This is a genomic window from Amycolatopsis pittospori (genome assembly GCF_013870525.1).
GTDB classification, from domain to species: Bacteria; Actinomycetota; Actinomycetes; order Mycobacteriales; family Pseudonocardiaceae; genus Amycolatopsis; species Amycolatopsis pittospori.
In genome coordinates this window covers 14,621-41,505 of sequence record NZ_JACBXD010000070.1, presented here as the reverse complement: position 1 = coordinate 41,505, position 26,885 = coordinate 14,621, and the positions used below count along the sequence as shown (strand labels likewise).

Sequence of the window (26,885 nt, the reverse complement as noted above, 5' to 3'; positions counted from 1 at the left end):
CAGGGCGACCAGGACACCGGCGCCCTTGGCGAGCCAGTGCCAGCCGTTGCGCTCCCAGTCTTCGCCGTACGCCTTCCGCGCCGACGTCTCCAGTTCGACGACGAACTCGGCAGCGCCCGCCGGACGCTGCTGGACGTCCTTCGCCATGCCGCGCGCGATGAGGTCGCGTACCGGCTCGGGTACCTCGCCGAACGGGATCGGCGCGTATTCGTGCAGCGTGCGCAGCACTTCGGTCTGCTCGGCCTCGTACGGCCGGTGCCCGGCGACGCACTGGAAGAACACGCAGGTGGCGGCGTAGACGTCGGTGGCGGGGGTGGCGACGGCGCCCGCCCACTGTTCGGGTGCCATGTACGCGGGCGTGCCCGCGGCGACCCCGGCCTGCCCGGACAGGACGGCGATGCCGAAGTCGACGAGTTTGCTCTGCCCCTCACGGGTGACCAGGACGTTCGCCGGTTTGTAGTCGCGGTGGACGGTGCCCGCGGCGTGCGCGCCTGCCAGTCCGAGCAGCGAACCCTTCAGGATGGCCAGCGCGGCCTCGGGTTCGAGCTTCTCCTGGCGGCTCAGGACCTCTTTCAGGGAAATCCCGTGAACCGCTTCCATGATGATGGCGGCCCCCTGTGGGGTCTCCACGAACTGGTGCAGACGGGCGATATGCGGCCCCGAAACGCGGCTGAGGATCTGCGCCTCATGGCGGAATTCCGCCAGCCGTTGTGGGTCGGCCGCGAACCGCGCGTAGAGGTATTTGACGGCCACGACCTGCGAGGATTCGTCGTGACGCGCCAGTACGACGCGGCCGAAACCGCCCTCGCCCAGCGACCCCAGCTCGGTGAAACCCGGCAAGGCCCAGTCGTCCACAGATTCCTCCGCGATTCCCGATCGTGTCTGCTTGGAGGTGAGCTGCGCCGCAGCGGTTCCCCACCTTCCGGGTTTAGGGTTACTCGTCGGTCACATAGCCCGTTGCGATGGAGGAACGATGCGTTCGCCGAAGGATTTCTTCGCCCCGCTCGCGGTGGGGGCGCCGGAACCGCTCCGCCAGATCCCCGTGCCTCCTTCGCGGATGATCCACTTCTTCGACCCCGGCAACGAGAAGATGGCCGCCAAGGTCCCGGATCTTGCCAAGAAGGTCGACGTCCTGCTCGGGAATCTCGAGGACGCCGTGCGCGCCGACCGCAAGGAGGCCGCTCGGAACGGGCTCGTCTCCATCGCGAAGGCGAACGACTTCGGCAAGACGCAGCTGTGGACCCGTGTCAACAGCCTCGACTCGCCGTGGGTACTCGACGACCTGATCACGCTGGTCACCGAGATCGGCGACAAACTCGACGTGATCATGGTGCCGAAGGTCGAAGGCGCGCATGACATCCATTACGTCGACCGGTTGCTCGCGCAGCTCGAAGCGCGAGCAGGGCTGACGAAACCGCTGCTGGTGCACGCGATCCTGGAGACCGCCAGCGGTGTCGGATGCGTCGAGGAGATCGCCGGGGCCAGCCCCCGGATGCAGGGCATCTCGCTCGGCCCGGCCGACCTCGCCGCCAGCCGGCGGATGAAGACCACCCGGGTGGGTGGTGGGCACCCCGGTTACCTGGTGCGCACGGACCCGACCGGGGAAGACCTGAACCAGGGACGCACGACCTACCAGCAGGACCTGTGGCATTACACCGTCGCGCGAATGGTCGACGCTTGCGCGGCGAACGGGATCCTGCCGTACTACGGGCCCTTCGGCGACATCCGCGACGTCGTGGCCTGCGAAGACCAGTTCCGCAACGCGTTCCTGCTCGGCTGCGTGGGTGCCTGGAGCCTGCACCCGGTGCAGATCGACATCGCGAAGAAGGTGTTCTCGCCTTCTCCCGAGGACGTGGCTTGGGCGCGGCGCGTGATCGCCGCGATGGGTGACGGCACCGGTGCCGTGATGATCGACGGGAAGATGCAGGACGACGCCTCGGTGAAGCAGTGCCGGGTGGTCGCCGAACTCGCCGACGCCCTGGCCGCCGACGACCCCGAACTCGCCGCGGCGTACGACGCCGCCACCAAGGAGGCTTCCGCATGAACCCCCGACGTTCCGTCCTCTACATGCCCGGCGCCAACGAAAGAGCCTTGGAGAAGGCCAAGACGCTGGACGCGGACGGGCTCATCCTCGACCTCGAAGACGCCGTCGCACCCGACGCGAAGGAAGCGGCTCGTGAGCGGGTTTGCGCTGCCGCGTCGTCGAAGGAGTACGGCAAGCGCGAGGTGACCATCCGCGTCAACGGCCTCGACACCGAATGGCACGACGCCGACCTCCGGGCCGCCGCACAGGCCGGCCCCGCCGCGGTCGTCGTGCCGAAGGTGAACTCCGCCGCCGAGGTCCACAACATCGAGCGCGCGCTGGAACTCGGCGGCGCGCCGGACCACACGAAGATCTGGGCGATGGTCGAAACCCCGGTCGCGATGCTGCACGCCGAGGAGATCGCGGCGGCTTCCGAGCGACTGACCGTGCTGGTCATGGGCACGAACGACCTGGCGAAGGAACTGCACGCCGAGTTCGTCCCCGGCCGCGCGCCCCTGCTCGGCGGGCTTTCGCTGGCACTCCTGGCCGCACGCGCGACCGGCAAGGCGATCCTCGACGGCGTCTACAACGACGTGAAGGACCTCGAAGGCTTCGAGGCGGAATGCCTGCAGGGACGCCAGTTCGGCTTCGACGGCAAGACGCTGATCCACCCCTCGCAGCTGGAGCCGTGCAACCGCGTCTTCGCGCCGTCCGAGGAAGAGATCGCGCGGTCACGGAAGATCATCTCGGCGTTCGAAGAGGCGCAGGCGGCCGGACAGGGCGTCGTCACCGTGGACGGGCGGATGATCGAGAACCTGCACGTCGACAACGCACGGCGGATCCTGGCGCTCGCCGAGACGATCGGCAAGTAACGCGTTTAGTCCTCTGAATGCGGTGGTTGCGTGTGCATGTACCGCATTCAGAGGACTAAATGCGGGGGGGGTGGTCAGGGCCAGGGGCGCGGCGTGGGGCGAAGGGTTTCGTAGGCGGCAGCGGTGCGAAGGACGTCGAGGTCGGCGAAGCGGCGGCCGCTGATTTGGAGGCCGATGGGCTGGTCGTCGCTCGTGTAGCCGCAGTTGATCGAGACCGCGGGCTGGCCGGACATGTTGTACGGCACGGTGAACGCGATGTGCTCGAACGGGCGGCGCGGGTCGTTGGTCGGCGACGGCCAGTCGGCGGGCGGGGCCGTGACAGGGCAGGTCGGCGACAGGACGACGTCGAAACGTTCGGTTTCCCGCAGGGTCGCGACGGCGATGGCGTCGATCTGCGCGAAGCCGCGATAGGCGTCGACGCCGCTGACGTCGGCGCCGCCGGCGGCCCAGTCCGCGATGTACGGCAGGACCTTCGCGCGGCGGTCTTCGGGCAGCGCGGACATGTCCGACCAGGCGCGGACGCGCCAGAAGGTGTCGAGGCCGTCGAGCATTTCGCGGCGCAGGAACGGCGAAACCGACTCGACGACGGCTCCGGCGGCCTCGAACACGCGCGCGGCTTCGGTGACCGCGGCGATCGTTTCCGGCAGCACCGGCAGGCCGACGCCCGGATCCAGGTGCAGCCCGATTCGCAGGCCTTTGACCTCGGACGAGAGCGCCATCCAGTCGAGTTCGGCGGGCGGCAGCGAAAGGTGATCGCGACCGTCCACACCGGACAGAACGCTCATCAGCAGCGCGGTGTCGGCGACGGTCCGCGTCATCGGCCCGGCGACGCGACCGAGGAACGGCGGATCGACCGGCACCCGGCCGAAACTCGGCTTCAGCCCGACCAGTCCGCACCAGCCGGCGGGGAGCCGGATCGAGCCGCCGATGTCCGTCCCGACGTGCAGCGGGCCATAACCCGCGGCGGCCGCCGAACCGGCACCCGCGCTGGAACCGCCGGGCGTCCTCGCGGTATCCCAAGGATTCCGCGACGCGGTGTGGAAACTCGACAGCCCGGAAGTCAGCATCCCGTAGTCCGGCATGGTCGTCTTGCCCAGCAGGACGCCGCCGGATTCGCGCACGCGAGCGCCCGCCGGGGCGTCTTCGGACGCGGCGGCCAGCGACGTCGCGGCCGTGCCGAGCGGGACCGGCGTGCCGCGGGTCGCGATGTTCTCCTTGAGCGTCAAGGGAACGCCGTCGATCGGGCCGAGCGGCTCACCGGCGTGCCAGCGGCTTTCGGATGCCTTCGCGTCCTCGCGCGCGCCTGTCGGGTCGTACGCGTACAGCGCGTGTAGTTCGGGTTCTCGCGCCTCGATGCGCGCGAGGACCGCTTCGGTGACCTCGACCGGCGAAAGCGTCCCGGCTCGATACTGGGCGACCAGTTCGACGGCGGTCAGATCGGGCAACTCCGGCACAGCGAGGCTCCTTACGTCGCGGGCGGTTCGAAGCGGCCGTCGACCGCGGTCCAGCCGCCGTCCACCGCCATCACGGAGCCGGTCACGAACGACGACGCGTCCGAGGCGAGGTACACGACGGCGCCGGCGAGTTCGTCCGGACGCGCCCAGCGGCCGAGCGCGCCCTTGGTCGCGTAGGCGTCGTACCAGGCGGGATTCGCTTTGATCTGCGCGGTGAGCGGGGTCTCGACGACGCCGGGCGCGATCGCGTTGACCCGCACCCCGGCCGGACCGAACTCCGCCGCGGCCGTGCGGAACAGCTGCACCAGACCGGCTTTCGTCGCCGCGTACGGGCCTTGACCTGGCTCGACGGTGGTGCCGCGGATCGACGAGAACCCGATGATGCTGCCGCGTCCCCGCTCGACCATCCCGGCGCCGAACGCGCGGACGACCTCGAAGGTCGCACCGAGGTTCAGCGCGATCACCCGGTCGAATTCCTCGCGCGAGTACTCCAGCAACCGTTTGCGTACGTTGGTCGCGGCCGTCAGCACGACGACGTCGATCTCGCCGAGTTCCGCGGCGGCCTGTGCGGCGGCGCCGTCTTCGAGCAGGTCGATCTCGTAGGTCTCCCCCGCGCCGGTTTCCTCGGCGGCGGCGACATCGCGGTCGGCGACGATCACTTCGGCGCCGTGCGCGGCCAGCGCCCGGGCTGATTCGCGGCCGATGCCGCTGCCGCCGCCGAGCACCACGGCCCGCCGTCCGTCGAGGCGGAACAGGTTCTCATAGCTCACGGTCGCAGCACCGCCATCCTCGTCACGGTCAGTTCTTCGACCGCGAACCGCGGCCCTTCCCGCCCGATCCCCGAATCCTTCACGCCGCCATACGGCATGGTGTCGGACCGGAATCCGGGTACTTCGTTGACCACGACGCCACCGACCTCCAACTCGTCGAGCGCGCGGAACGCCGTCTTCAAGGACGTGCTGAACACGGAAGCGTGCAGGCCGTAGCGCGACGCGTTGACAGCGTCGAACGCTTCGTCCACTCCTGCCACGGTTCGGATGCAGACGACGGGACCGAAGATCTCCTCGTCCCAGCATTCGAGGCCGTCGGGCACGTCGAGCAGCACCGCCGGACGCAGCACCGTTCCGTCCGCTCCGCCCCCGACCAGCCGCGCACCCGCAGAAGTCGCCTTGTCGACCCATTCCTGGACGCGCTGAGTGGACCCCGCGTCGATCAGCGCGGAGACGCGCGTCTGCTCGTCACGAGGATCACCGCTGACGACCTCGCCGAGCCGCGCCAGGAGCCTTTCGGTGAACTCCTGGGCGACCGCTTCGACGACCAGCACCCGCTGCACCGAGATGCACGCCTGCCCGGACGCGTAGAACCCGCCGCGCAGCACGGCGTCCACGGCCGCGTCGAGATCCGCGTCGCCGGTGACCACCAGGGCGGCGTTGGAACCCAGTTCCAGCAACGTCTTCGTGGGTGCGGCGTCGCGCGCGATCCGGTGTCCGACCAGCGCGGATCCGGTGAACGACACCGCGCCGACGCGCCGGTCCGTGACCAGCGCCGAGCCGACGGCCGCGTCGCCGGTGACCAGCTGGACCATCGCCGGCACGTCGGTCAGCGACCGCACCAGATGGACGAGCCACAACGTCGCGAGCGGCGTCTGGGGCGCGGGTTTCACCACCACCGGGCAGCCGGCCGCGATGGCGGGCGCGATCTTGTGCGACGCCAGCAGCAAGGGATAGTTGAACCCCGCGATGCCGACGACGACACCGATCGGCTTACGTTTCCAGAACCCGACGAGCCCGTCGCCCGACGGCAGCAGGTCGAGCGGCACCGTCTCGCCGTGCAGCCGCGAGACCTCTTCGGCGGCGGCCTGCCAGGTGACGATCGTGCGGGCGACCTCGACACGGCAATCGACCAGCGGTTTGCCGGTTTCCAGGACGAGAAGCCGCTCGAACTCGGAGCGCCGCGCTTCCAAAGCGGCGGCGACATCGTTCAGCAGTGAACGTCGTGTGCGCGAAGGCAGGGCCGCGACCTGCTTGAACACCGCGACGGCCTCGTCGATCGCGCGTGTGGCCAGCTCCGGCGTCCCGACCGGCGCGCGACCGATCTCGCTGCCATCGTATGGAAAAATCACCGGAATATCGTCCACAGTGGACAACCAACCGTCGCCGATCGGCAGTCCCTCCGGATACTGCTCCCATGGACCGTCAGCGGGAGAAAGTACTTCGGGTCTAAGCATCGTCGCCCCCTCTCAAGCGCGCCAGTTCGGTCCGCAGATTCGGCGCGGCCGCCAGCAGCTCCCTGGTGTACTCGTGCTCCGGCGCGTCGTAGACCTGGTCGACGTCGCCCATCTCGACGATCTCCCCGCGTCGCATCACCGCGACCCGATCGCAGACGTGCCGCACCACGCCGAGGTCGTGCGACACGAAGATCAGGGTCAGCGAATACAGCTCGACCAGCGACGCCAAGAGATCGAGGATCTGTTTGCGCACCGAGACGTCGAGCGCGCTCACGGGCTCGTCCGCGATGAGGACGCTCGGGTTCGGCGCGAGCGCGCGGGCGATCGAAATCCGTTGCCGCTGCCCACCGGAGAACTGGTGCGGATAACGACCGGCGGCGTCTTCGGGCAGGCCGACCGCCTGCAGCAGCTCCGAAACCCGCGCGGGATCCCGTCGGCCCAACGGCTCCGAGATGATGTCGCGCACCCGCATCCGCGGATCGAGCGAACCCATCGGATCCTGGAAGACGATCTGCAGTTCCGACCGCAGGAAGCCGAGTTTGCGTTCGGGCAAGGTGTCGACGCGCTTGCCCTGGAACGAGACGCTGCCCGCCGTCGGCTTGTCCAGCGCGGCCAGCAATCTGACCAAAGTGGACTTCCCCGAGCCCGACTCTCCGACGATGCCGAAGCGCTGACCAGCCTCGACGTCGAACGAAACCCCTCGTAGAGCGTGCACATCGCGGCGCCGCTTCGAGGCATTCTTTCCCGCCGAGAAGCCATGGGCACCGTAGCGGCGTTCCAAATCCTTTACTTCGATCATCATCGGCTCGCCTCCAGATCCGAAGCGGCCAAGAGCTTCTTCGTGTAGTCGTGCTTCGGCGCGGTGAGGACGTCGCGCGTAGTGCCGGACTCGACGATCTCGCCGTCCAGCATCACCAGCACCCGCTCGCAGACGGACGCCACCACAGCGAGGTCGTGCGTGATGAACAGCAGCGCGCTCTCCCGCTCGCGGACGCCGTCGAGGATCAGCTCCAGGATCTGCGCCTGCACGGTGACGTCCAACGCGGTCGTCGGCTCGTCGCAGATCAGTAGCTTCGGGTCGTTGGCCAGGGCGATCGCGAGGACGACGCGTTGCCGCTGCCCGCCGGACAGCTGATGCGGGTACGCGCGGGAAGTCCCCGGCAGTCCGACGGAGTCCAGCAGTTCCTCGGCCGCCGCGCGATGGTTCCGGCCGTCACGATGGATCCGCAGGGGCTCGGCCACCTGGGCGCCGACCCGCATCGCCGGGTTCAGCGCGGTCATCGGTTCCTGGAACACCATCGACAGGTCGTTGCCGCGCAACCGCGACAGTTCCCGCTCCGGCGCGCCGAGGAGTTCGCGGCCTTCGAGTTTCACCGAGCCGGAGGCGGCGAGTTCTTCGGGCAGCAGCCCCATGATCGACAACGCCGTCAACGACTTCCCGGAGCCGGACTCGCCGATCAGCCCGACGCGCTCGCCACGCGCGATGCCGAACGAGACGTCGCGGACCAGGCCGGCGATCCCGAGGCCCTGGACTTCCAAGGTCATAGCCGCGCCGCCAATCGGGGGTCGAGACGATCGCGCAGACCGTCCCCGAGCAGGTTGAAGCCGAGGACCGCGATGGCGATCGCGACGCCGGGAACGAGGGCGAGCCGCGGGTGCGAGGTCAGGAACACCTGGGATTCCTGCAGCATCCGGCCCCACGACGGCGTCGGCGGCCGGGTGCCGAAGCCGAGGAACGACAACGCCGCCTCCGCGAGCACGGCGATCGCGAACGAGACGGACGCCTGCACGATCAGCAGTCCGGAGATGTTCGGCAGCACGTGCCGGGCCGCGATGTTCAGCCGCGACCGGCCCGCCGACCGCGCGGCCAGCACGAACTCGCTGCTCATCACCTGCAGCGTTCCCGAACGCGCGATCCTCGCGAACGACGGGATGGTCGCGATGCCGATGGCCACCATCGCGGTCAGCGTGTCCGCCCCGAACACCGCGCCGAACATGATCGCCAGCAGCAGTGCGGGGAACGCGAGCACGAGGTCGTTGACGCGCATGACGAACTCGCCGAGCCATTTCGACGACATCCCGGCGAGGATGCCCAGCGGCGTCCCGATCAGCGCGGCGATCCCGACCGCGACCACGCCGACGTACAACGTCGTCCGCGCGCCGACCATGATCTGGCTGAGCACGTCACGGCCGAAACTGTCCGTGCCCAGGAGATTCGAGCCGCTGAAGTCGTGTAGCCGGTGCGCCGAGTCGATCTTCACCGGATCGAATGGCGTCCAGACGAACGAAAGCAGTGCGGCGAGCACGATCAGGGCGACGAGGACGCCGCCGATGACGAGGCTGCGATCGCGCATCAGGAACCCCGCAATCTCGGGTCGAGCACCGTGTAGAGGACGTCGACCACGAAGTTCACCAGCAGCACGCCGACCACCAGGACCAGCACGATTCCCTGCACGGACAGCAGATCCCGCGACGCCACCGAATCCAGCAGCATGCTTCCCAGGCCCGGCAGCACGAACACGCGCTCGACGACGACAGCGCCGATCAGCAGTGTCGCGAGTTGCAGGCCGAGCACCGTCACCACCGGGACGGCGGCGTTGCGCAGACCGTGCCGGAACAGCGCTTGGAACGGCTGAAGTCCCTTGGACCGCGCGGTGCGCAGGTAATCCTGTCCGAGCGTGTCGAGCACCGCGGACCGCACGTAGCGGGTGAGCACGGCGCCCTGCACCAGACCGAGCGACAACGCCGGGAGGACGAGACCGCGGAGGAATTCGCCGGGATCCTGCACCGGCGGCGTCCAGCCACCGGAGGGCAGCCAGCGCAACTGCACCGCGAAGATCTGCACCAGGATGATGCCGGCGAGGAAAGCGGGGATCGCGACGCCGATCTGCGAGAGCCCGGAAACCGCGGTGCCGTCGGCCTTCCGATGCCGCACCGCGGCGAACGTCCCGGCCGGGACCGCGATCAGCAACGCCACCAGCATTCCGGCGCCGACCAGCCACAACGTGACGCCGAGCCGGTCGGCCAGCGCCGGGCCGATCGCCTCGCGCGTGACGTACGAACGGCCGAAGTCGCCTTGCAGGACACCGCCGATCCAGTCGAAGTACTGCGTCACCAACGGCCTGTCGATGCCGAATTCGGCGCGGGTCTTCGCGACCAGGTCCGGTGTCGCGTTGACGCCGAGCGCGACCTGCGCGGGATCGCCGGGCAGGACGGCCATGAACAGGAACACCACGATGGACGCGACCAGCACACTGGCCGCGAGGATCGCCAGGCGGCGAAGAACCTTGACCGTCATCGCGGCGCCAATCCCGTGAGGTCGAAGGACTCGCTGACCTGGTTGCGCACGAACCCGGTCACCTTGTTCTTCGCCACGATCACGTTGGGGAACAGGAAGAGCCAGTCCGCGGCGGCGTCTTCGGACAGCTGCCGCGCGACCTGCCGCATCGTGTCGGCCTGGTCCTGCGGCGTCCCGCTGTCGGCCTTCGCGAGGTTCTGCTGCACGGGTTTGCTGTCGTAACCCCAGTAGTACTTGGGCTTCCCGAAGGTCACGATGTCGCGCGCCTCGACGTGCTGGATGATCGAGAGGTCGTAATCGCGGTCGGTGAAGACCTGCTTGAGCCAGACCGCCGGGAAGTCCAGCGGCTCGATCGTCGCGGTGACCCCGACGTCCGCCAGCTGCGACGCCACCACCTGCGCGGCCGAGACGGCGTACGGCAGGTTCGGAATCCTCAGCCGCAGGGACGGACTCGGCTGTCCGGCTTCGGCGAGCAGCGCTTTCGCCTTCGCGGGGTCGAACGGATACGCGTTCGACAGATCCTCGTACCAGGGGTCCGTCGGCGGGACCATGCTGCCGATGAGCGTTCCGCGACCGGCCCAAGCGGTGTCCAGCAACGCCCTCCGGTCGATCGCGTAAGACAGCGCACGCCGGACGCGGACGTCGTTCAGCGGTGGACGGGCGTTGTTGAACGCGAGTGTGACCTCGCTGTTCGTGGTGCCCTCGACGACGGTGAACCGGTCGTCGCTCTGGAACTGCGGGATCGAATCCGGCACGGTGATCGCGGAGATGACGTCGATCCCGTTGCTGAGCAGGGCGTTGTTGAGCGCCGTCGGATCCTTGATGTACTTGAGGACCACCGTGGAGTACGCCGGTTTCCGGCCCCAATACGAGGGATTCTCCTTCAGCACGATCGAATCCCCGCGCCGGCGCGAAGACACGGTGTACGGCCCGGTGCCGACGGGTTTGTTCGCCAGATCCGCGACGCCGGTGGGGCTGAACATCGCGCCGAGGCGGCTGGTGAGGCTGAACAGCCAGCCATTGCTGGGCTTACCGAGCACCACACGCGCGTGGTCCGGCGCGACGACGTCGACCCGGTCGACGACGTCCATTGTGGACTTGATCGACACCGTCCAGTCGGTTTTCACGCGCAGCAGCGAGAACTTGACGTCCTCGGCGGTGAACGGCGCACCGTTGCTGAACTTCGCGTTCTTGCGGAGCTTGAAGTCGTAGGTCCTGCCGTCCGGGGAGACCGTCCACGATTCGGCCAGCAGCGGCACGATCTTGGCGTCCGCGTCGAGCTTCACCAAACCCTCGTACACGTTGTAGAGCAAGGCCTGCGGAATGGCCGCTCCGTCGGTGCGGGTGAAGTCGAAGTTCGCCGGCTCGGCGGTGTAACCGACCGCGAGTGTGCCGGGATCCTTGGCCACCGTGGCGCTCGATCCGGCGGAGCAGCCGGACGTCACCAGCAGCAGAACGAGTGCCGCCGCGTGGATCCGGACTTTCATCCTGCCCCCTGACCGGTAGACTGGTCTGACCAGTAAACCAGACGAGACGGCAGGGTCAAGATGGAATTCGAGCCGGTCGCCCCTGTCCGCGCGTACCAGCGGGTCGTCGAGCAGATCGAGGAAGCCGTGTTCAGCGGCCGGATCAAACCCGGCGACCGGCTGCCGAGCGAACGCGAGCTGATGGTGCAGTTCGACGTCGGCCGCTCGACCGTGCGGGAAGCGCTGCGGGTACTCCAAGCGGCGGAAATGATCCGCTCGCGGCCCGGAGATCCGCGTGGCCCCGAGGTCCTGGCCGCCTCGCCCGCCGCGTTGCACCGCTCGATGCACCGGCTGGCGCGCGCCGACCACATCGGCCTCTCCGAACTGCTGCAGTTCCGCATGGTGCTCGACGGTTCCGCACATCTGCTCGCCGCGCAGCTCAGGACCGAAGACCATCTCGCGGAACTGGACGCGGCGCTGGAAGCGATGCGGGCCGCGGTTTCCCAGGGATTCGACGAGTTCAGCCACGCGGACGTCGCCTTCCACGAGGCCATCGCCCGCGCCACCGGGAATCCGCTGCTGGTGATCAGCGGTGAGGTCGTCCGCGGGGTCGTGCTGGAACTCATCGAGGACAAACTGGAACACGCCGACGACCGGACGGCGTTGATGCGCAACTGGTTGACCCACCACGAGGAAGTACTGGGCGCGATCCGGGACGCCGACGGCGAACTCGCGTCACGGCTCGCGAAGCAAGCTCTGTATGACAACTACGCCGAGTACATCCCAGAGGAGCAACGGCGTCTCTTGCGGCCGCTCCTTGCGTGATCCCCCTACACTCACTCGGGTGGGGGATGCCATTGAGCCTTCAGGCGCACGTCAGGGTGTCGGTCTCGCGCTGTCCGGTGGCGGCTATCGCGCGATGTTGTTCCACACCGGAGCCCTGTGGCGACTCAACGAACTCGGCTGGCTGTCGAAGATCTCGACGTTCTCCAGCGTCTCCGGCGGCTCGATCGCGGCCGGTGTGCTCGCGCACGCGTGGTCGGATCTGAAGTTCGAAAACGGGGCCGCGAACAACTTCTACGACGAGGTCGTCGCACCGGTCCGGAACCTTGCGCGGACGCGACTGGACATCCCGGTCACCTTGCGCGCCATGGCCATGCCGTGGCGCAGCGCCGGTGAGGAACTCGCGCGGGTGTACGCGAAACACCTGTTCGGCGACTGCTGCCTCAAGGATCTGGATCCCGGTGGCCCGCAGTTCGTGTTCACCGCGACCAACCTCCAGGACGGCGCGCTGTGGTGGTTCTTCCGGCAGAACGGACCGCACGGGAACATCCCGCTCGCCACCGCGGTGGCGGCGTCGTCCGCGTTCCCGCCGATGCTCTCGCCGGTCGTGCTCCACGACCCGCTTTCCTCGGCCGCGGGCAAGAAGATCGTGCTGAGCGACGCCGGCGTCTACGACAACCTCGGTCTCGACCCCGTCGAAGGACACGCGACGGTGCTGGTCAGCGACGCGGGCAAGCGGATGAAGATCACCCCGAACGTCAAACGCGACTGGGGAAGGCAGCTGCTGCGCGTACTCGACGTCATCGACAACCAGGTCCGCGAACTGCGGCGCGGCGCCCTGCTGAAGTCCTATGTGGAGAAGGATTTCAGGGGCACCTACTGGGGAAGTTACGTGGACCTCGAGAACTTCGAGCTGCCGGACGCGCTGCCCGCGCCCGTCGAGCTCACGCACACACTGGCGGAGACGCCGACCCGGCTGACGAAACTGCCGGAAGTGCTGCAGGAACGGCTGATCAACTGGGGTTACGCGGCCTGTGACGCGGGGATGCGACGGTGGGTCGACACCGACGCGGCCGCTCCGACCGGATTCCCGTTCCCTGCCGCCGGTGTCGGCTGAGCGGTCCCGAGACGCAATGAACGGCCCGCTACTTGCAAATTTCGCAAGTAACGGGCCGTTCATGGCACTTCTCGTTCGTCAGGCGACCAGGTTCGCGTAGACGATGATGTTGTCCTTGTAGCTGTGCTCTTCCTTGTCGAAGGCACCGCCACAGGTGATCAGCCGCAGCTGCGGCTTGTCCGTGTTGCCGTAGACCGCGTCCTGCGGGAACTGGTCCTTGGGGATCTGGTCCTTCTTCTCGACCACGAACTTCAGGCTCTTGCCGTCGTTGCGGTCGATGAGGATCTCGTCGCCCGGGTTGACGTCCTTGAGCTTGTAGAAGATGCCCGGCTGCTTGTTGCCGTCGACGTGCCCGAGCACGATCGCCGGGCCGACGTCACCGGGCACCGGCGAAAGCTGGTACCAGGCGGCCTGCATCGGGTTCTTCGCCGAAGGGACGGCCATCTTGCCGTCCTTGTTGATCGCGACCGCGATCAGGTTCGACTCGGCCCCGATCTTGGGGATCTTCACGTTCGTCGGCCGGGTACCCGCGAACGGCTTCGTGACCGGAACGGTCGATTCCGCCGGCGCCTGCTGTGCGGCGGGCGCGGGTTCGTCGGAACCGCAGCCGGTCAGCGCGAGGGAAAGGATCAGGGCGGCCGCGACCGCGCGGCCGCCCTGCTTCAGGAACTTCGTCGACATCGATCAGGCCGCGGTGGCGCCGAAACCGGTCTCGATGCCGCCCTTGGGGGCGTACTTGACCTGCTTCTCGGGCTTGCCCGGGGTGCCGGAACCGCCGCCGATGGGCGACTCGAACTCGATGTCACCCTTGCCGGCCTTGCCGTCGCAGGTCCAGGAGAAGGTGCTGGAGTTGCCCTTGAAGGACTTCTTCACCTTCACGATGTAGATCCAGTAGCGGCCGTCGTCCTCGGCCTGGTTGCCGTACTGCGTGTCGAAGTCCGGAGCCGAGACGTTCGCCGGCTCGCCCGACTGGCAGGCGATGACGAGCGCGCCGACACCGTTCTCACCGATGTAGCCCGCGCCGACGTTGTCGACGTAGGGGTCTTCCGGCGAGGGAGTCGGCGTGTGCGACGCCGAGCTGGTCGGAGTCGGCTTGCCGGAGGTCTCCGACGGCTTGCCGCTGGTCGGCGTCGGCTGCTGCGACGACGATTCCGGAGTGCTCGACTCGGGCGGAGCGGTGGTCACCGGACCACCGGTGTAGGTCGGCCCCGGAACCTCGGTCGAGGTTTCGGTCGGAGTCGAGGGGGGCGTGGTCGTCGTCTCGGTCTGCGCCATGGCGGCAGGCGAGACGGCCAGCGAGATGACGGCGCCGGCCAGCACCGCACCCGCGAGGCGGCCCAACGTCTTCTTCAAAGTGATCTCCCAGTGAGAAAAGCATCGCAACGCACGGTGACCCCCACCATGCGACCACCCAGGGGAAAATCCCACGTTCGGGTGACAGCGCGATACTGCCGGAAAATCGCAGGTCGGCTGTAGTGGATTGCCAGTGACAAAAACCACTGGGAAAACCGGTAACGAGGAGTGGGAGTTGGCCGATACAAGGGCCCGGAAGTCGCTCAACAGAAGGGAAATCCTCGCGGCGACGAAGGAATGTTAACACCCATACGGCCGGAACGGCCGCCATGCGGAAGCATTTTTTCCTCTTCGGCCGGAGGTCGCGAAACCACCGGTTTCCGCGGCCGAATCGACGTCTTCCTGCGGATCCCCATTCAATCCCAGTACATTTCCGCAGCTAGCCGCTTGCGGTGCGTCACCTTGCGTCCGTTGTTACCGCTCGGTTCACACTTTCGGAGTACTCGACGGTGAAGTGGTGACCATTTCGGCCCGCAGTTCGGCGGTCGGCAACCCGAAGATCACGATTAGAACACCAGGTACAAGGCCACCCCGACGGAAGCCGCGCCGAGAAGTCCCGAGATGGCCAGCCAAGGCTTCGGAGACGTCCGCCGTCGCACCGCCCGGCCGCCGCCCACGGCCGCGACCAGGAGCCCCAGACCGAATCCGATCGCCGGGATGAAAGTGGCGAAGGTCCGGTTCTCGGCGGCACAGACCCAGACCTGATCGGCCGGGCAACCGGTCGCCACGAACTCGGCCAGCAGGCCGACGGCGACCATCGCGACGAAGCCGATCACCAGAAGCCAGAACAGGCCCCACAGCAACCGGCCGAGCATCCGGGGCGATTTCGCTTCCTCCACGCGCTCCAGATTAAGGCGCTAGCCGAGCGCCGAGGCCAGATCCGTCCAGAGATCTTCCGGATCTTCGAGACCGACGCTGAACCGGACCAGTCCGGCGGGCACATGGGCGTCGCCCGCGAGCCACGCCCGCCGCTCGACCAGGCTCTCGACGCCGCCGAGGCTGGTGGCCGCGCGGATCAGCCGCAGCGATCCGATGACCTTGTCCGCGATCTGGGCGTCCGGGAGTTCGAACGCGATCATCGTGCCGGAGTCCGGATACCGCACCCGGGTGATCGCGGGGTGGTCCAGCAGCCGCGCCGCCAGCAAGGCGGCCGTGCGCGTCTGCTCGGCCAGCCGGACCGGCAGCGTCCGCAGGCCGCGCAGGGCGAGCCACGCTTCGAGCGCTCCCGGCGTCGCGCCCATCCTGGTGCGCGCGTCGCGCAGCTCCTTCGCGACGGCTTCGTCGGCCGCGATCGTCAGGCCGAGCAGCAGGTCGCTGTGGCCGCCGATGAGTTTCGTCGCGCTGTGCACGACGATGTCCGCGCCGAGTTCCAGCGGCCGCTGACCGAGCGGGGTGGCGAACGTGTTGTCCACCGCGACCAGGCCGTTCGCCGCCGCGGCGATCGTCTCGATGTCGATGACGTCGAGGGTCGGGTTGGTCGGGGATTCGAGCCAGAGCAGGTCGGCGTCCGCGGCGGCGACCCACGCGTCCGTGTCGTCCGGCGCGATCTCGGTGACCACCACGCGGCCGGTGCGGTGCGCGTGCGCGAGCAGTCCGCGGGATCCGGCGTAGCTGAACGTCGGGACGCAGACCTTCGCGCCGACCTTCAGTGTGTCCACCACCGCGCTGAGCGTCGCGATCCCCGAGGCGAACGCGGTGGCGTGCCCGCCTTCGAGCGCGCCGATCGCGGCCTCCAGCGCTTCCCAGGTCGGCGTGCCGTTTTCGCGCGAATACGCGCGATCGGCGCCGGCGTCGAAGGTGCTGGCCGCGACGATCGGCACGTTCAGCGGCTCACCGGGGCCTTCGGGGCGTCCGGCGGCGACGGCGAGGGTGCGGGGTGACCAGTCGTTCGTGTTCACCCCGCCACCGTAACCGTCGCCCCGCTAGTGGGCGTACACCTCGAATTCGTAGAGGGAGTAGCCGTACTTCGTGCCGCGCTGGACTCCGGCCATCCGTACATAACGGCCATCCACGGCCTCGAAGGCGACGTTGTCCTGCCCGCCGTCTCCCTCCACTATGGACGCCGCGTCCCGCCAGTTCGTCCCATCGGACGAGACCTGCACCTTGTACGCCTTCCCGTACGCCGACTCCCAATGCAGCATCACGCGGGAAACGCGCTGCACGGAGCCGAGGTCGACGGTGATCGACTGGTCGTCGCTCCAGTCGCTCGCCCAGCGGGTCGTCGCGTTGCCGTCGATGGCGTTGGACGGCGGCGAGTTGTACCAACCGGTCTCGTGGCTGCTCGCGCTGACCGAGCGGCCGGTGGCGAGATTGGCGATGTTGTCGCCGCGCTTCGCCGGGAACTCGACGACCTGCTGGAAGGTCGGCCGGTTCTGGGTGCTCATCTTGTCCTGCGTGATGCCGCCGAGCGCCCGGTGGATGATCGTGTCGGCGCACCACTGGTCTCCCGCGCCGCAGTCGCCGTCACCCGGGTACACGGTGTTGGCGGGCTGCGCGGCCGCCTGCGTCAGCGAGTCGAGCAGCACCTGGCGGCAGGCGGTGACGTCACCGCCTCCGCAGTACTTCACGGGCAGCGGACCGGCGACGTTCTGCCCGAGGACCGACCGGATGTCCTTGTGCACGTAGCCCCACCAGCCGGCCTGATAAGACGAACCGGCGTGCGACTGTCCGACGTGCTTGCCGGGAACCTCGTTCTGCCAGCCGGAAGGCGACTCGTTGATCTTCAGCACACCCACCATGGCGGCGTAGGCGGCGTCGCCCATGCCGGGTTTGAACTGGGCGTTGACCAGCAGCGGCCACCAGGCGTCCATGATGCGGATCGCGTCGGCGTTCGCGTAGGCCTTGCTACCGGGCGACGTCTCCGAGCGCAGCCCGCCGGCGGCGAGCCACGTCTTCAGTTTCGCCACCGCGTCCGCGGCCGGACCGGTCACGGGCGCCTTGTCGATCACCTTGAACAGTTCCGGCAGCACCTTCTCGGCACGGAGGTCGGCGAGCGCCGCCTCTTCCATGGCCTGCGTGAGGTTCACCCGCGTAACCCTGGTGCCATTCGAGATCATCTTCTTGACCCGTGCGTCGATCAGATCACCGCGGTGCACGGAACTCTTGTCCGCGCCGCTGGCCGCGTAGCCGCCTGCCTGCGCGTTGTTCCAGCTGATGTAGTAGTCCTGGTTGACCGACTGCGGATGCTGCGACGACGGCGTGTAGTTCGCGAGGTTGCCGTCGGGGTTCCAGCCCTGCCAGTCGAATCCGGCGTCGGCCTTCACCGGCATGGCCGGGTCGACGTTCGGATTGCGGACCGGGTTCGAGCCGGAGTTGAAGTACGCGACGTCGCGGGAGTCGGCGTAGAACCAGTTGTAGGTCTGGTTGACGTCGGCCGCCGCGGCCTGGAAGTCCTGTGCGGACTTGATCGCGTCGGGGTCGTTGAACTTCTGGAAACCGATGATCGTGTCGATCTCGTGCTGGAAGGTCGACCGCAGCGACGCGTACGCGACCGGCTTGCCGCCGACCAGCGCCCGGCTCGTCACCGGTCCGTACTTCGTGCGGAAGCTGCGCAGGGTGTACGAACCCGCCGCCGTCCCGTCGGCGATCGTGGGCTTCCAGGCGTTCTTGCGCTCGACGATCTCGAACGGCAGGCACTGGCCGCGGAAGCGGTAGAAGCCGGAGTTCTTCGTCGGCGCGGAACCGTTCTGCTCGCACAGTTCGACGGCGTAGGTGTCGGTGATGTCCTGCGACGCCGACGTCGCGCTCCACGAGTAGTCCTTACCGCGGCCGAGCAGCACGTACATGCTGATGCCCGCGAAGGAGGCGCCGCGCGCACTGATGCCCGGCCCCTGAAGTTCTTGCAGCATCAGCAATTGCGGCGCGAAGTAGCCGGCCTGCGGGCCGAAGACGGCGACCGGGTGCCCGCTCGCGGTCTTGGCGCCGGACACGACCAGCGCGTTGGACATGCCGTGCTTCTCGTTGAGCATGTTGCCGGGCAGGACGCCGTCGTCGAAGATGCCGCGGACGGCCTTCTGGTCGTCGGGCGCGGAGACGTCCACCTTGGCGGGCGTCGCCGTCCCGGCCGAACCGGTCGGGTCGAAGACCAGCTGCTGGCCGGAAACCGTTCCCTTGTCCGGAATCGCGGCGCCCTGCGGATTCGCCGGGGCCTTGCCGTAGTCGAAGTTCTGTCCATTGTGGAGCGTCTTGACGGTCTCCGGGTCGTCCTCGGACCGGAGGCTCTTCCAGACCTTGTCGCCCTGCTCCAGTCCGTACTTCTCCTGCATCGCCATCTTCGCGATGGCGTTCTGCACCTCACCGCCACCGCCGGCGCCGAACTGTGCGCCGACCACCGCGGCGAGCACGACGAGGTCGGTCAGCTTGAACGGCTCGATGGTCCCGGCGTTGGTGATCGCGTCGACGTGCCCGGTGAGGACGTACTCGCCGGGGAAGTAGCGGCCGCTGTGCGAATCGGAGATGTACTTGTTGACGCCCTGGACGTAGGCCTCGGCGTCCGCCTTGCCCTGCGCGCCGCGCGGGCCGCTCGCCGCGGCGTTGTCGATCTGCTTCTGCAGTTCCTGTTCGGTGTAGGGCGCCGACGCGAAGAAGCTCTGCTCGAGTTCGCGGTTGCCCTGCGCGCCACCGGCGTACGAGGTCAGCTGGCCGCGGCCGACACGGCGCATGATGTCCATCAGCCACAGCCGGTCCTGGCCGGCGGCGTATCCGGCGCCGTACATCGTGCCCGGCCGCGTCGTGCCGACGATGCGGGGAACGCCGGTGGCCTTGTCGCGGGTGATCGTGACGTCCGCACGCGGTTTGATCGTGCTCTCGACCTGGCCGGACGGGACGCCGAACGAGGCGTCGTTGAAGAACTGGTTGATCTTGTCGGTGGTCAGCGTCTTGTAGCCGTCGGCGAGCGAGGCGTACCTGCCGAGCTGATCGGCGGAATGCGCGGGCCGGGTACCGAGCGCCTTGTTCGCCAGGATCTCGGCGAGGGTGGCGTTGCCCTTGGTGCCGGGCGGCAGGATGTCGGAACACTGGCCGCCGCAGTAGTCGTCGAGCGCGGCCGCCACGACGGAGTTCGCCGGGGATTCCGCCGCGTTCGCCTGCACTGCCGGAACGGTTCCCGCCACCAGCGTCAGCCCCGCCAATGTCGTCAGGACCCGTATGCCTCGTCGCATGAAAGACCTCCGTCGTCGGAGAGTGACGAGGCGCACACTACCCACGGGTATCCAAATTTGTGAAGACTATTCGCGTTCTTGCCACCGTTCGGCGGAACACTCGCCCTGCGGACCCGGGACCAGCGGATGTAGCTTATGGACATGTCTTTGGAAAAGCCCCAGATCGACCGCCCCGAGGGGCCCGCGCCCACCGACCTGGAGAAGACCGACATCTCCGTCGGCGACGGCCAGGAGGCGAAGTCCGGCGACACCGTCTCGGTGCACTACGTCGGCGTCTCGCACTCGACCGGCGACCAGTTCGACGCGTCTTGGGACCGCGGCGAGCCGCTGCGCTTCGGCCTCGGCGCCGGTCAGGTCATCCCCGGCTGGGACCAGGGTGTGGCGGGCATGAAGGTCGGCGGCCGCCGACAGCTGGTCATCCCGCCGCATCTGGCCTACGGCGAACGCGGCGCCGGCGGCGTCATCAAGCCGAACGAGACCCTGATCTTCGTGGTCGACCTGATCGGCGTGAACTGACCCACAGAACAAAGAAAAGACCCGGCCCCGGCCGGGTCTTTTCTTTGCCCGGACTTTGCCCGAACCGAACCCACCTGCCAACCGCCACGCCACGCACCGTGGGGGTCCGGGGGCTCGGCCCCCGGGGAGCCGACGAGCGACGACCACACGAAAGAAGGCCCCGTCGCGGAGCGAAGGGGCCTTCGAACAAGAGTGGGCGAGGAGGGAGTTGAACCCTCACGTCCTTTCGGACACACGGACCTGAACCGTGCGCGTCTGCCATTCCGCCACTCGCCCGAGTGCTTCATTCTCTGACAGCTCGCAAAGCGTAGCAGGCTGGTTTCACGGGTTTCACCGGGGGCCGTGTCCGACTGGCCGTACCCAGATAGGATCGCAGGGGAAGCACACGTGTGAGGAGGTTGCCCGGTGGGCCGCGTAGAGCGCTTTGATAGGCGGCTCGAGAATCTTGTGGGCAACACCTTCGCGCGCATGTTCGGTGGCAACGTCGTCACTCAGGAAGTGGCGGTGGCGCTTGAGCGCGAGAGCGAGGAGAACGTTCGTGAGCTGGCCGGTGGTCGACAGCTCGCTCCCAACCACTACATCGTGTCGTTGGGGCAGGCTGATCACGAGCGCATGGCCGGAGACGAGCGGCGGGTCACGTCGGTGTTGGCGGAGGCGGTCAAGGAACACCTCGCCGAGCACGGTTGGGACACCTATGGTGACGTCGTAGTTTCGCTCGAGCGCAACGAGGCGCTGCATACTGGACAGTTCAAGACCCGTTCGTCCGTCGATCCCGACGTCATTCCCCCTGGCGCCGAAGGTTCGTCACGGTCGGCACGACCCAGCAACGCAGGAGACCCAGCAATGAGCCAGCCCCCCGGCTACGGCCAATACGACCAGGGTGACCCGTACGGCCAGCAGCAGGGCCAGTACGGCTACGGACAGCAGGCTGGCCAGCAGCAGCCCGGGTACGACCAGGGTTATGGCGGCCAGCAGCAGGGCGGCTACGACCAGGGTTACGGCGGCGCCCAGCAGCCCGGTTACGACCAATATGGCGGGGCGCAGCAGCCCGGCTACGACCAGGGCTATGGCGGCGCGCAGCAGCCTGGCTACGACCAGTACGGCGGCCAGCAGCAGCAGCCCGGCTACGACCAGGGTTACGGCGGGGCGCAGCAGCCTGGCTACGACCAGTACGGCGGCCAGCAGCAGCCGGGTTACGACCAGGGTTACGGCGGTGGCGCCCAGCAGCCCGGGTACGACCAGTACGGCGGGCAGGCGCAGCAGCCGGGTTACGACCAGTACGGCGGCGGCCAGCAGGCGTACGGCCAGCCCGCCGCGGACCCGTACGCGCAGGGTGGCGGTTATGGCGGCCAGCCGGCGGCCGGTCGTCAGCTCGCCGCGAGCCTGCAGCTGGACGACGGCTCGAACCGTTCGTACTCGCTGAAGCAGGGCGGGAACGTCGTGGGCCGTGGCCAGGACGCCGACTTCCGGCTCCCGGACACCGGGGTCTCCCGTCGTCATCTGGAGATCACCTGGGACGGCCAGAGCGCGACGCTCGCGGACATCGGTTCGACGAACGGGACGACCGTGAACGGCACCCCGGTGCAGACCTGGCAGCTCGCCGACGGCGACGTGATCCGCGTGGGCCACTCGTCTCTCGTGTTCCGTACGCAGGGCTGACCGGCGGCGTCTGGAGGGGGTACCGCAGAATTGCGGTGCGGGACCTGCGGTGGATCGGCACTTCAGGTCGTGCGGAGAGCTAGGCCGTTCGGAGCCGACCATCCCGGACGGCACGGGCTCTCCGCGGCGTACAGGAGAAACGGGAGCGGACACAACAAGTGCCAGAGCTGGTCGTTCAACTCACCAGAGTGGGCTTTCTCGTGCTGCTCTGGCTCTTCGTGTTCGCTGCCTTGCGCGTCGTCCGTTCGGACCTCTACGCGGCCTCCGGGCTGCGAGTCGCCGTTCCGACGTTCGGTCGCAAGAAGAAGGAAAACAAGAAGCCGCGCGGCGGGAAGTCGCCGCAGCAGCTGCTGGTGACCCATGGCGCGCTGGCAGGCACCAGGATCGCCTTGGACGGCAGGCCGATCTTGATCGGCCGCGCCGACGACTCGACCCTGGTGCTGGACGACGACTACGCGTCGACCCGGCATGCCCGGATCGCCCTGCGCGGGGAGGATTGGTACGTGGAAGATCTGGGCTCGACGAACGGGACGTACCTCGACCGGGCTAAGGTCACGGCACCCCTCCGGGTCCCGCTCGGAGTCCCCATCCGGATCGGCAAAACGGTGATCGAGCTTCGCCCATGACTCTCGTCCTCCGCTACGCGGCTCGCAGCGACCGGGGCCTGGTGCGTTCCAGCAACCAGGACTCCGTGTACGCCGGTCCCCGCCTGCTCGCCCTCGCCGACGGTATGGGCGGCCACGCCGCCGGTGAAGTGGCCAGCAAGGTCGTCATCGCCTCTCTCGCGCCGCTCGACGACGACGATCCGAGCGACGATCTCCTCGCTCAGCTGCGCGAGGCCGTCCAGAACGGCAACGCGGCCATCGCCGAGCTCGTCCAGCAGGACCCGGACCTCGACGGGATGGGCACGACCCTGACCGCCGTGTTGTTCGCCGGTTCGCGGATGGGTGTCGTGCACGTCGGCGACTCGCGGGCGTATCTGATGCGCGGCGGCCAGTTCTCGCAGATCACGCGGGACGACAGCTTCGTCAACGAACTTCTCGAACAGGGCCGGATCACGCCGGAAGAGGCCGCGGTGCACCCGCAGCGGTCGCTGCTGCTGAAGGCGCTCACCGGTCACGAGGTCGAGCCGAGCCTGACGGTGCGCGAAGCCCGCGCCCACGATCGCTACCTGATCTGCTCGGACGGTCTGTCCGGCATGGTCAGCGACGAGACGCTCGCCGAGGCCATCCAGATCCCGGATCCGCAGGCCTGCGCGGACCGGATGATCGAGCTGGCGCTCAAGGGCGGCGGCACGGACAACGTCACGGTGATCATCGCCGACGTCGTCGACGTCGACTTCGGTGAGGACGCGCCCATCGTGGGCGGCGCCGCCGGGGACGGCAGTGACGAGTTCCACCAGGGCGACTCCCCCGCGGCCCGCGCCCGTGCGCTGACCCAGCCCGCGCCGCAGCCGCGGCCCGAGGTCCAGCCCCAGCAGGAGGACCCGAAGGTCAAGCGCCGGAGGCGATTTCGCTGGCTGGCGGGAGCAGTGGTCGTCCTGATCGTGCTGGCCGCGGCGGCGATCGCCACGCGGTACTTCGTGCTGAGCCAGTACTACGTCGGCGAGGGCGCGGGCGAGGAGGTCGTGATCTACCGCGGCGTCCCCGGCAGCATCCTCGGCATCGACCTGCACTCCTACGAGCAGGGCTCGTGTCCGCCGGGCGGGCTGTGCACCGACAAGCTGTTGGTGCCCGCTCTCCAGGAGGACGCGCGTATCGCGGTGAAGAACGGCGTCAAGAAGGACAATCTCGACGACGCCCGGAAGTACATCGACGACTTCCTGCGTCCGCACAAGCAGCTGGCCGACTGCAAGCCGGCCACCAGCTCGACTTCCACGCCTCCCGCGTCGCCGCCGCCACCGGCGTCTTCGTCGGCGGCTCCCCCTTCTACCCCCGCCTCGCCGAGTTCGGCGAACCAGCCAGCGGGGAGGGACTGCTCGACGCCGGCCACGGCAGCACCAGGGGGCGGTAACTGATGAGCACGCCGCTCGCCGATCCGGCTTCGGCCCAGTTCGCCACGAATCCTCCGCGCGAGCTGCCCACCCGGCGCGGGACCGAGCTCGTCCTCCTGGCGTTCGCCGTCTTCATCGTCACCATCGCGCTCGTGCTGGTGGAGGCGAACCAGGAGCAGGAGCTCACCAGCTCGATCATCTGGCTGGGGCTGTCCTACCTCGGGGTGCTGACGGTGGCGCATCTGGCGGTCCGCCGCTGGGCGCCGTACGCGGATCCGGTGATCCTGCCGTGTGTCGCGCTGCTCAACGGGCTCGGCCTGGTGATGATCCACCGGATCGACCTGGCGCTGGCGGAACGCGCCGTCCAGCGCGGCGACGAGTACACACCGGACGTCACCAAGCAGGTGCTGTTCACGGTGATCTCGCTGGTGCTGTTCGTCGTGGTGCTGATCGTGATCAGCGACCACCGCACGCTGACCCGTTACGGCTACACCTGCGGTCTGGTCGGCATCGTGGCGCTCGCGCTGCCCGCCGTGCTGCCGTCGTCCCTGTCCGAGGTCAACGGCGCGAAGGTCTGGATCAAGCTGCCGTTCTTCTCGATCCAGCCCGGTGAGTTCGCGAAGATCCTGCTGATGATCTTCTTCGCCTCGTTCCTGGTGGCGAAACGCGATCTGTTCATGGTCGCGGGCAAGAAGATCGTCGGCGTCGAACTTCCCCGCGCCCGTGACCTCGGCCCGATCCTGATCGCGGCGGCCGCCTGCCTCGGCGTGCTGGTGTTCGAGAAGGACCTCGGGACGTCGCTGCTGTTCTTCAGCGTCACGCTGATGATGTTGTACGTCGCGACCGAGCGGGTCATCTGGGTCGTGCTGGGCGTCGGTTTCTTCGCCGTCGGCGGCATCATCGCCTACAACCTCTTCACGCACGTCCAGCAGCGGGTGCGGAACTGGATCGACCCGCTCGCCACCTACAACGACGACGGCGGCGGCTACCAGGTCGCGCAGGGCCTGTTCGGGCTCGGCACCGGCGGGGTCGGCGGGACCGGCCTCGGCGCCGGGCGGCCGGACATGGTGCCCGAGGCCAAGACGGACTTCATCACCACCGCGATCGGCGAGGAACTCGGTTTCATCGGGCTCGCCGCGATGCTGATGCTGTACCTGATCCTCGCGATGCGCGGGATGCGCAGCGCGCTCGCGGTCCGCGACACCTTCGGCAAACTCCTCGGCGGTGGCCTGGCGTTCGCCATGGTCATGCAGATCTTCGTCGTCGTCGGCGGCGTCACGAACCTGATCCCGAACACCGGGATCACCGCACCGTTCCTCTCCCGCGGTGGTTCTTCACTGCTCGCGAACTACATCCTGGTGGCCCTCCTGCTCCGAATCTCCGACGCCGCCCGCAAACCCGCGGTGCGGCCGAAGCCGCAGCAACCCCAGGCGCCGATCGCCGAAGCGCACACGGTGATGGTCCAGCGGCCGTCCGCGAACGGTGAGGGGAGCGCCTCGTGAACACCCCGCTCCGCAAGGTGGGTGTCGCCATGCTGGTCATGGTGGTGCTCCTGCTGGCCAACGCCACCTACATCCAGGTGGTCAAAGCCGACGACTACCGCACGGACTCGCGCAACCTGCGCGTGCTCTACGAGGAGTACTCCCGCCAGCGCGGCCTGATCGTCACCCCCGACGGCTCCGCGCTCGCGAAGGTCGACCCGTCGAACGACAAGTACAAGTTCATCCGGACCTACGCCGACGGTCCGATGTACGCGCCGGTCACCGGCTACTACTCGATCAACTACGGCTCCGGTGGGCTGGAGCGCTCCGAGGACGACGTCCTCAACGGCTCCGACCCGCGGCTGTTCGTCCGGCGTCTGTCGGACATGGTCACCGGCCGCGACCCGCGCGGCGGCAACGTGCGGCTGACGATCAATCCGGCCGTGCAGAAGGCCGCGTACGACCTGATGACGCAGAAGGGCTACACCGGCTCGGTGGTCGCGATGGAGCCCAAGACCGGGCGCATCCTGGCCATGGTCTCGACGCCGTCGTACGACCCGAACAAGCTCGCCTCGCACGTCGGCAAGGAGCAGATCGCCGCCTGGTCGCAGTGGAAGGACGATCCGAAGAAGCCGATGCTGAATCGCGCGATCTCGGAGACCTACCCGCCCGGTTCGACGTTCAAGCTGATCACGGCCGCGGCCGCGCTCGAAGACGGCAAGAAGCCGGACATGCAGATCAACACCGCGCCCAACGTGAAGCTCCCCGGCACCCAGACGACGCTGGAGAACTACGGCGGCGCGACGTGCAAGGGCAGCACCTTCGCCGACGCTCTGCGGTACTCGTGCAACGTGCCCTTCGCCGAACTCGCGGGCGAGCTCGGCAAGGACAAGATGAACGCGACGGCGAAGAACTTCGGCGTCGGCGAGGATCTGACCGTGCCGATGCGGGTCGCGGGCTCCACCCTCGGACCACTCGACTCGAAGCCGTCGCTGTTCCAGAGCGGAATCGGGCAGCGCGACGTGCGGCTGACGCCGTTGCAGGACTGCCTGCTCTCGGCGACCGTCGCGAACAACGGGATGGCGATGAAGCCGCAGCTCGTGCAGTCGCTGCTGGCACCGAACCTGTCGACCATCGAGGACTACACGCCGACCGAGCTGACCGGCGACGCCGCGCTCTCCAGCGCGAACGCCGCGATCCTGCGCGACATGATGCTGGCGTCGGAGGAGAACACGAAGGGTGCCGGCAAACGCGCCGACATCCAGATCGCCTCCAAGACCGGCACCGCCGAACACGGCAACGACCCGAAGAGCACCCCGCCTCACGCGTGGTACACCGGCTTCGCGCCGGCGATGGACCCGAAGATCGCCGTTTCGGTGATCGTCGAGTCGGGCGGTAACCGCGGGCTCGAAGCGACCGGTGGCACCGTGGCCGCGGAGATCGGCCGCGCCGCCGTCAACGCGATGCTCGGGGGTGGATAGCGG

24 protein-coding genes and 1 tRNA gene are annotated in these 26,885 nt (G+C 68.2%); 10 read left to right on the top strand and 15 right to left on the bottom strand.

Features of this window, described 5'->3' with window-relative positions; all coding sequences use genetic code 11:
* A partial coding sequence (locus H5J31_RS30060) for a serine/threonine-protein kinase (RefSeq protein ID WP_181776031.1) occupies window positions 1–855 on the bottom strand: 855 nt, incomplete at its 3' end.
* A gap of 118 nt (window positions 856–973) precedes the next feature.
* Between H5J31_RS30060 and H5J31_RS30055 the strand changes: the two genes are divergently transcribed.
* Both H5J31_RS30055 and H5J31_RS30050 read left to right on the top strand, forming a co-directional pair.
* Window positions 974–2,044 carry an HpcH/HpaI aldolase/citrate lyase family protein gene (locus tag H5J31_RS30055; RefSeq protein ID WP_181776030.1) on the top strand — a complete coding sequence of 357 codons (1,071 nt, stop codon included), beginning with the start codon at window positions 974–976 and terminating at the stop codon, window positions 2,042–2,044.
* Window positions 2,041–2,895, top strand: a complete 855-nt coding sequence (locus H5J31_RS30050) for an HpcH/HpaI aldolase/citrate lyase family protein (protein WP_181776029.1) — start codon at window positions 2,041–2,043, stop codon at window positions 2,893–2,895. Before H5J31_RS30055 ends, H5J31_RS30050 begins: the two co-directional genes overlap by 4 nt.
* Before the next feature lie 74 nt (window positions 2,896–2,969).
* Here the strand turns inward: H5J31_RS30050 and H5J31_RS30045 are convergent, their stop codons facing one another.
* Genes H5J31_RS30045 through H5J31_RS30010 form a run of 8 tightly spaced genes read right to left on the bottom strand, consistent with a single transcriptional unit; the run spans window position 2,970 to window position 11,361 of the window.
* Window positions 2,970–4,349: an amidase gene (locus H5J31_RS30045; protein WP_181776028.1), complete on the bottom strand. Its 1,380-nt coding sequence runs from the start codon at window positions 4,347–4,349 to the stop codon at window positions 2,970–2,972.
* Window positions 4,350–4,360: 11 nt separating this feature from the next.
* Window positions 4,361–5,119, bottom strand: a complete 759-nt coding sequence (locus H5J31_RS30040) for an SDR family NAD(P)-dependent oxidoreductase (protein ID WP_181776027.1) — start codon at window positions 5,117–5,119, stop codon at window positions 4,361–4,363.
* Window positions 5,116–6,576 carry an aldehyde dehydrogenase family protein gene (locus tag H5J31_RS30035; RefSeq protein WP_181776026.1) on the bottom strand — a complete coding sequence of 487 codons (1,461 nt, stop codon included), beginning with the start codon at window positions 6,574–6,576 and terminating at the stop codon, window positions 5,116–5,118. Before H5J31_RS30035 ends, H5J31_RS30040 begins: the two co-directional genes overlap by 4 nt.
* A complete protein-coding gene (locus H5J31_RS30030; protein ID WP_181776025.1) occupies window positions 6,569–7,378 on the bottom strand; it encodes an ABC transporter ATP-binding protein in 810 nt (269 codons plus the stop codon). The genes H5J31_RS30035 and H5J31_RS30030 overlap by 8 nt, the downstream gene beginning before the upstream one ends.
* Window positions 7,375–8,121: an ATP-binding cassette domain-containing protein gene (locus H5J31_RS30025; RefSeq protein WP_181776024.1), complete on the bottom strand. Its 747-nt coding sequence runs from the start codon at window positions 8,119–8,121 to the stop codon at window positions 7,375–7,377. The genes H5J31_RS30030 and H5J31_RS30025 overlap by 4 nt, the downstream gene beginning before the upstream one ends.
* Entirely contained in the window at window positions 8,118–8,930 is an 813-nt protein-coding gene (locus H5J31_RS30020) for an ABC transporter permease (protein WP_181776023.1), read from the bottom strand. The genes H5J31_RS30025 and H5J31_RS30020 overlap by 4 nt, the downstream gene beginning before the upstream one ends.
* Window positions 8,930–9,874 carry an ABC transporter permease gene (locus H5J31_RS30015; protein ID WP_181776022.1) on the bottom strand — a complete coding sequence of 315 codons (945 nt, stop codon included), beginning with the start codon at window positions 9,872–9,874 and terminating at the stop codon, window positions 8,930–8,932. Before H5J31_RS30015 ends, H5J31_RS30020 begins: the two co-directional genes overlap by 1 nt.
* Window positions 9,871–11,361 (bottom strand): ABC transporter substrate-binding protein, encoded by a 1,491-nt coding sequence (locus H5J31_RS30010; RefSeq protein ID WP_181776021.1) that lies wholly within the window; start codon window positions 11,359–11,361, stop codon window positions 9,871–9,873. The genes H5J31_RS30015 and H5J31_RS30010 overlap by 4 nt, the downstream gene beginning before the upstream one ends.
* Window positions 11,362–11,421: 60 nt before the next feature.
* On the opposite strand from H5J31_RS30010, the gene H5J31_RS30005 reads away from it, so the two are divergent.
* Window positions 11,422–12,165 (top strand): FadR/GntR family transcriptional regulator, encoded by a 744-nt coding sequence (locus H5J31_RS30005; RefSeq protein ID WP_181776020.1) that lies wholly within the window; start codon window positions 11,422–11,424, stop codon window positions 12,163–12,165.
* Window positions 12,166–12,196: 31 nt separating this feature from the next.
* Window positions 12,197–13,240 (top strand): patatin-like phospholipase family protein, encoded by a 1,044-nt coding sequence (locus H5J31_RS30000; RefSeq protein WP_181776035.1) that lies wholly within the window; start codon window positions 12,197–12,199, stop codon window positions 13,238–13,240.
* Between the two features lie 78 nt (window positions 13,241–13,318).
* Here the strand turns inward: H5J31_RS30000 and H5J31_RS29995 are convergent, their stop codons facing one another.
* The 5 genes from H5J31_RS29995 to H5J31_RS29975 form a co-directional block, all read right to left on the bottom strand.
* The gene (locus H5J31_RS29995) at window positions 13,319–13,921 is read right to left on the bottom strand and encodes a class F sortase (protein ID WP_181776019.1); all 603 of its coding nucleotides are present in this window, start codon (window positions 13,919–13,921) and stop codon (window positions 13,319–13,321) included.
* 3 nt (window positions 13,922–13,924) lie between these two features.
* Window positions 13,925–14,593 (bottom strand): hypothetical protein, encoded by a 669-nt coding sequence (locus tag H5J31_RS29990; RefSeq protein ID WP_181776018.1) that lies wholly within the window; start codon window positions 14,591–14,593, stop codon window positions 13,925–13,927.
* A gap of 506 nt (window positions 14,594–15,099) precedes the next feature.
* Entirely contained in the window at window positions 15,100–15,432 is a 333-nt protein-coding gene (locus H5J31_RS29985; protein ID WP_181776017.1) for a hypothetical protein, read from the bottom strand.
* Between the two features lie 18 nt (window positions 15,433–15,450).
* Window positions 15,451–16,491 carry a trans-sulfuration enzyme family protein gene (locus H5J31_RS29980; protein ID WP_181776016.1) on the bottom strand — a complete coding sequence of 347 codons (1,041 nt, stop codon included), beginning with the start codon at window positions 16,489–16,491 and terminating at the stop codon, window positions 15,451–15,453.
* A 24-nt stretch (window positions 16,492–16,515) separates the two neighbouring features.
* A complete protein-coding gene (locus tag H5J31_RS29975) occupies window positions 16,516–19,752 on the bottom strand; it encodes a penicillin acylase family protein (RefSeq protein WP_181776015.1) in 3,237 nt (1,078 codons plus the stop codon).
* 141 nt (window positions 19,753–19,893) lie between these two features.
* Between H5J31_RS29975 and H5J31_RS29970 the strand changes: the two genes are divergently transcribed.
* A complete protein-coding gene (locus tag H5J31_RS29970) occupies window positions 19,894–20,268 on the top strand; it encodes an FKBP-type peptidyl-prolyl cis-trans isomerase (RefSeq protein ID WP_181776014.1) in 375 nt (124 codons plus the stop codon).
* Between the two features lie 193 nt (window positions 20,269–20,461).
* Here H5J31_RS29970 and H5J31_RS29965 read toward each other — a convergent pair.
* Window positions 20,462–20,544 (bottom strand) — tRNA-Leu (locus tag H5J31_RS29965).
* Window positions 20,545–20,673: 129 nt separating this feature from the next.
* On the opposite strand from H5J31_RS29965, the gene H5J31_RS29960 reads away from it, so the two are divergent.
* The 5 genes from H5J31_RS29960 to H5J31_RS29940 all read left to right on the top strand — a co-directional run bounded on the left by H5J31_RS29960 (window position 20,674) and on the right by H5J31_RS29940 (window position 26,882).
* A complete protein-coding gene (locus H5J31_RS29960) occupies window positions 20,674–21,927 on the top strand; it encodes a DUF3662 and FHA domain-containing protein (RefSeq protein WP_181776013.1) in 1,254 nt (417 codons plus the stop codon).
* Between the two features lie 158 nt (window positions 21,928–22,085).
* Window positions 22,086–22,553: an FHA domain-containing protein FhaB/FipA gene (locus H5J31_RS29955; protein WP_007030429.1), complete on the top strand. Its 468-nt coding sequence runs from the start codon at window positions 22,086–22,088 to the stop codon at window positions 22,551–22,553.
* Window positions 22,550–23,944: a PP2C family protein-serine/threonine phosphatase gene (locus H5J31_RS29950; protein WP_181776012.1), complete on the top strand. Its 1,395-nt coding sequence runs from the start codon at window positions 22,550–22,552 to the stop codon at window positions 23,942–23,944. The genes H5J31_RS29955 and H5J31_RS29950 overlap by 4 nt, the downstream gene beginning before the upstream one ends.
* Window positions 23,944–25,422, top strand: a complete 1,479-nt coding sequence (locus H5J31_RS29945) for an FtsW/RodA/SpoVE family cell cycle protein (RefSeq protein ID WP_181776011.1) — start codon at window positions 23,944–23,946, stop codon at window positions 25,420–25,422. The genes H5J31_RS29950 and H5J31_RS29945 overlap by 1 nt, the downstream gene beginning before the upstream one ends.
* Window positions 25,419–26,882, top strand: a complete 1,464-nt coding sequence (locus tag H5J31_RS29940; RefSeq protein WP_181776010.1) for a peptidoglycan D,D-transpeptidase FtsI family protein — start codon at window positions 25,419–25,421, stop codon at window positions 26,880–26,882. Before H5J31_RS29945 ends, H5J31_RS29940 begins: the two co-directional genes overlap by 4 nt.
* The last annotated feature ends 3 nt before the right edge of the window (window positions 26,883–26,885 follow it).

What these genes read in the sequence shown, in the direction of transcription:
- H5J31_RS30055 (WP_181776030.1), top strand. Translation starts at nt 974, where the DNA reads ATGCGTTCGCCGAAGGATTTCTTCGCCCCGCTCGCGGTGGGGGCGCCG.
- H5J31_RS30050 (WP_181776029.1), top strand. Translation starts at nt 2,041, where the DNA reads ATGAACCCCCGACGTTCCGTCCTCTACATGCCCGGCGCCAACGAAAGA.
- H5J31_RS30035 (WP_181776026.1), bottom strand. Translation starts at nt 6,576, where the DNA reads ATGCTTAGACCCGAAGTACTTTCTCCCGCTGACGGTCCATGGGAGCAG.
- H5J31_RS30030 (WP_181776025.1), bottom strand. Translation starts at nt 7,378, where the DNA reads ATGATGATCGAAGTAAAGGATTTGGAACGCCGCTACGGTGCCCATGGC.
- H5J31_RS30025 (WP_181776024.1), bottom strand. Translation starts at nt 8,121, where the DNA reads ATGACCTTGGAAGTCCAGGGCCTCGGGATCGCCGGCCTGGTCCGCGAC.
- H5J31_RS30020 (WP_181776023.1), bottom strand. Translation starts at nt 8,930, where the DNA reads ATGCGCGATCGCAGCCTCGTCATCGGCGGCGTCCTCGTCGCCCTGATC.
- H5J31_RS30015 (WP_181776022.1), bottom strand. Translation starts at nt 9,874, where the DNA reads ATGACGGTCAAGGTTCTTCGCCGCCTGGCGATCCTCGCGGCCAGTGTG.
- H5J31_RS30010 (WP_181776021.1), bottom strand. Translation starts at nt 11,361, where the DNA reads ATGAAAGTCCGGATCCACGCGGCGGCACTCGTTCTGCTGCTGGTGACG.
- H5J31_RS30005 (WP_181776020.1), top strand. Translation starts at nt 11,422, where the DNA reads ATGGAATTCGAGCCGGTCGCCCCTGTCCGCGCGTACCAGCGGGTCGTC.
- H5J31_RS29995 (WP_181776019.1), bottom strand. Translation starts at nt 13,921, where the DNA reads ATGTCGACGAAGTTCCTGAAGCAGGGCGGCCGCGCGGTCGCGGCCGCC.
- H5J31_RS29975 (WP_181776015.1), bottom strand. Translation starts at nt 19,752, where the DNA reads ATGCGACGAGGCATACGGGTCCTGACGACATTGGCGGGGCTGACGCTG.
- H5J31_RS29970 (WP_181776014.1), top strand. Translation starts at nt 19,894, where the DNA reads ATGTCTTTGGAAAAGCCCCAGATCGACCGCCCCGAGGGGCCCGCGCCC.
- H5J31_RS29950 (WP_181776012.1), top strand. Translation starts at nt 22,550, where the DNA reads ATGACTCTCGTCCTCCGCTACGCGGCTCGCAGCGACCGGGGCCTGGTG.
- H5J31_RS29945 (WP_181776011.1), top strand. Translation starts at nt 23,944, where the DNA reads ATGAGCACGCCGCTCGCCGATCCGGCTTCGGCCCAGTTCGCCACGAAT.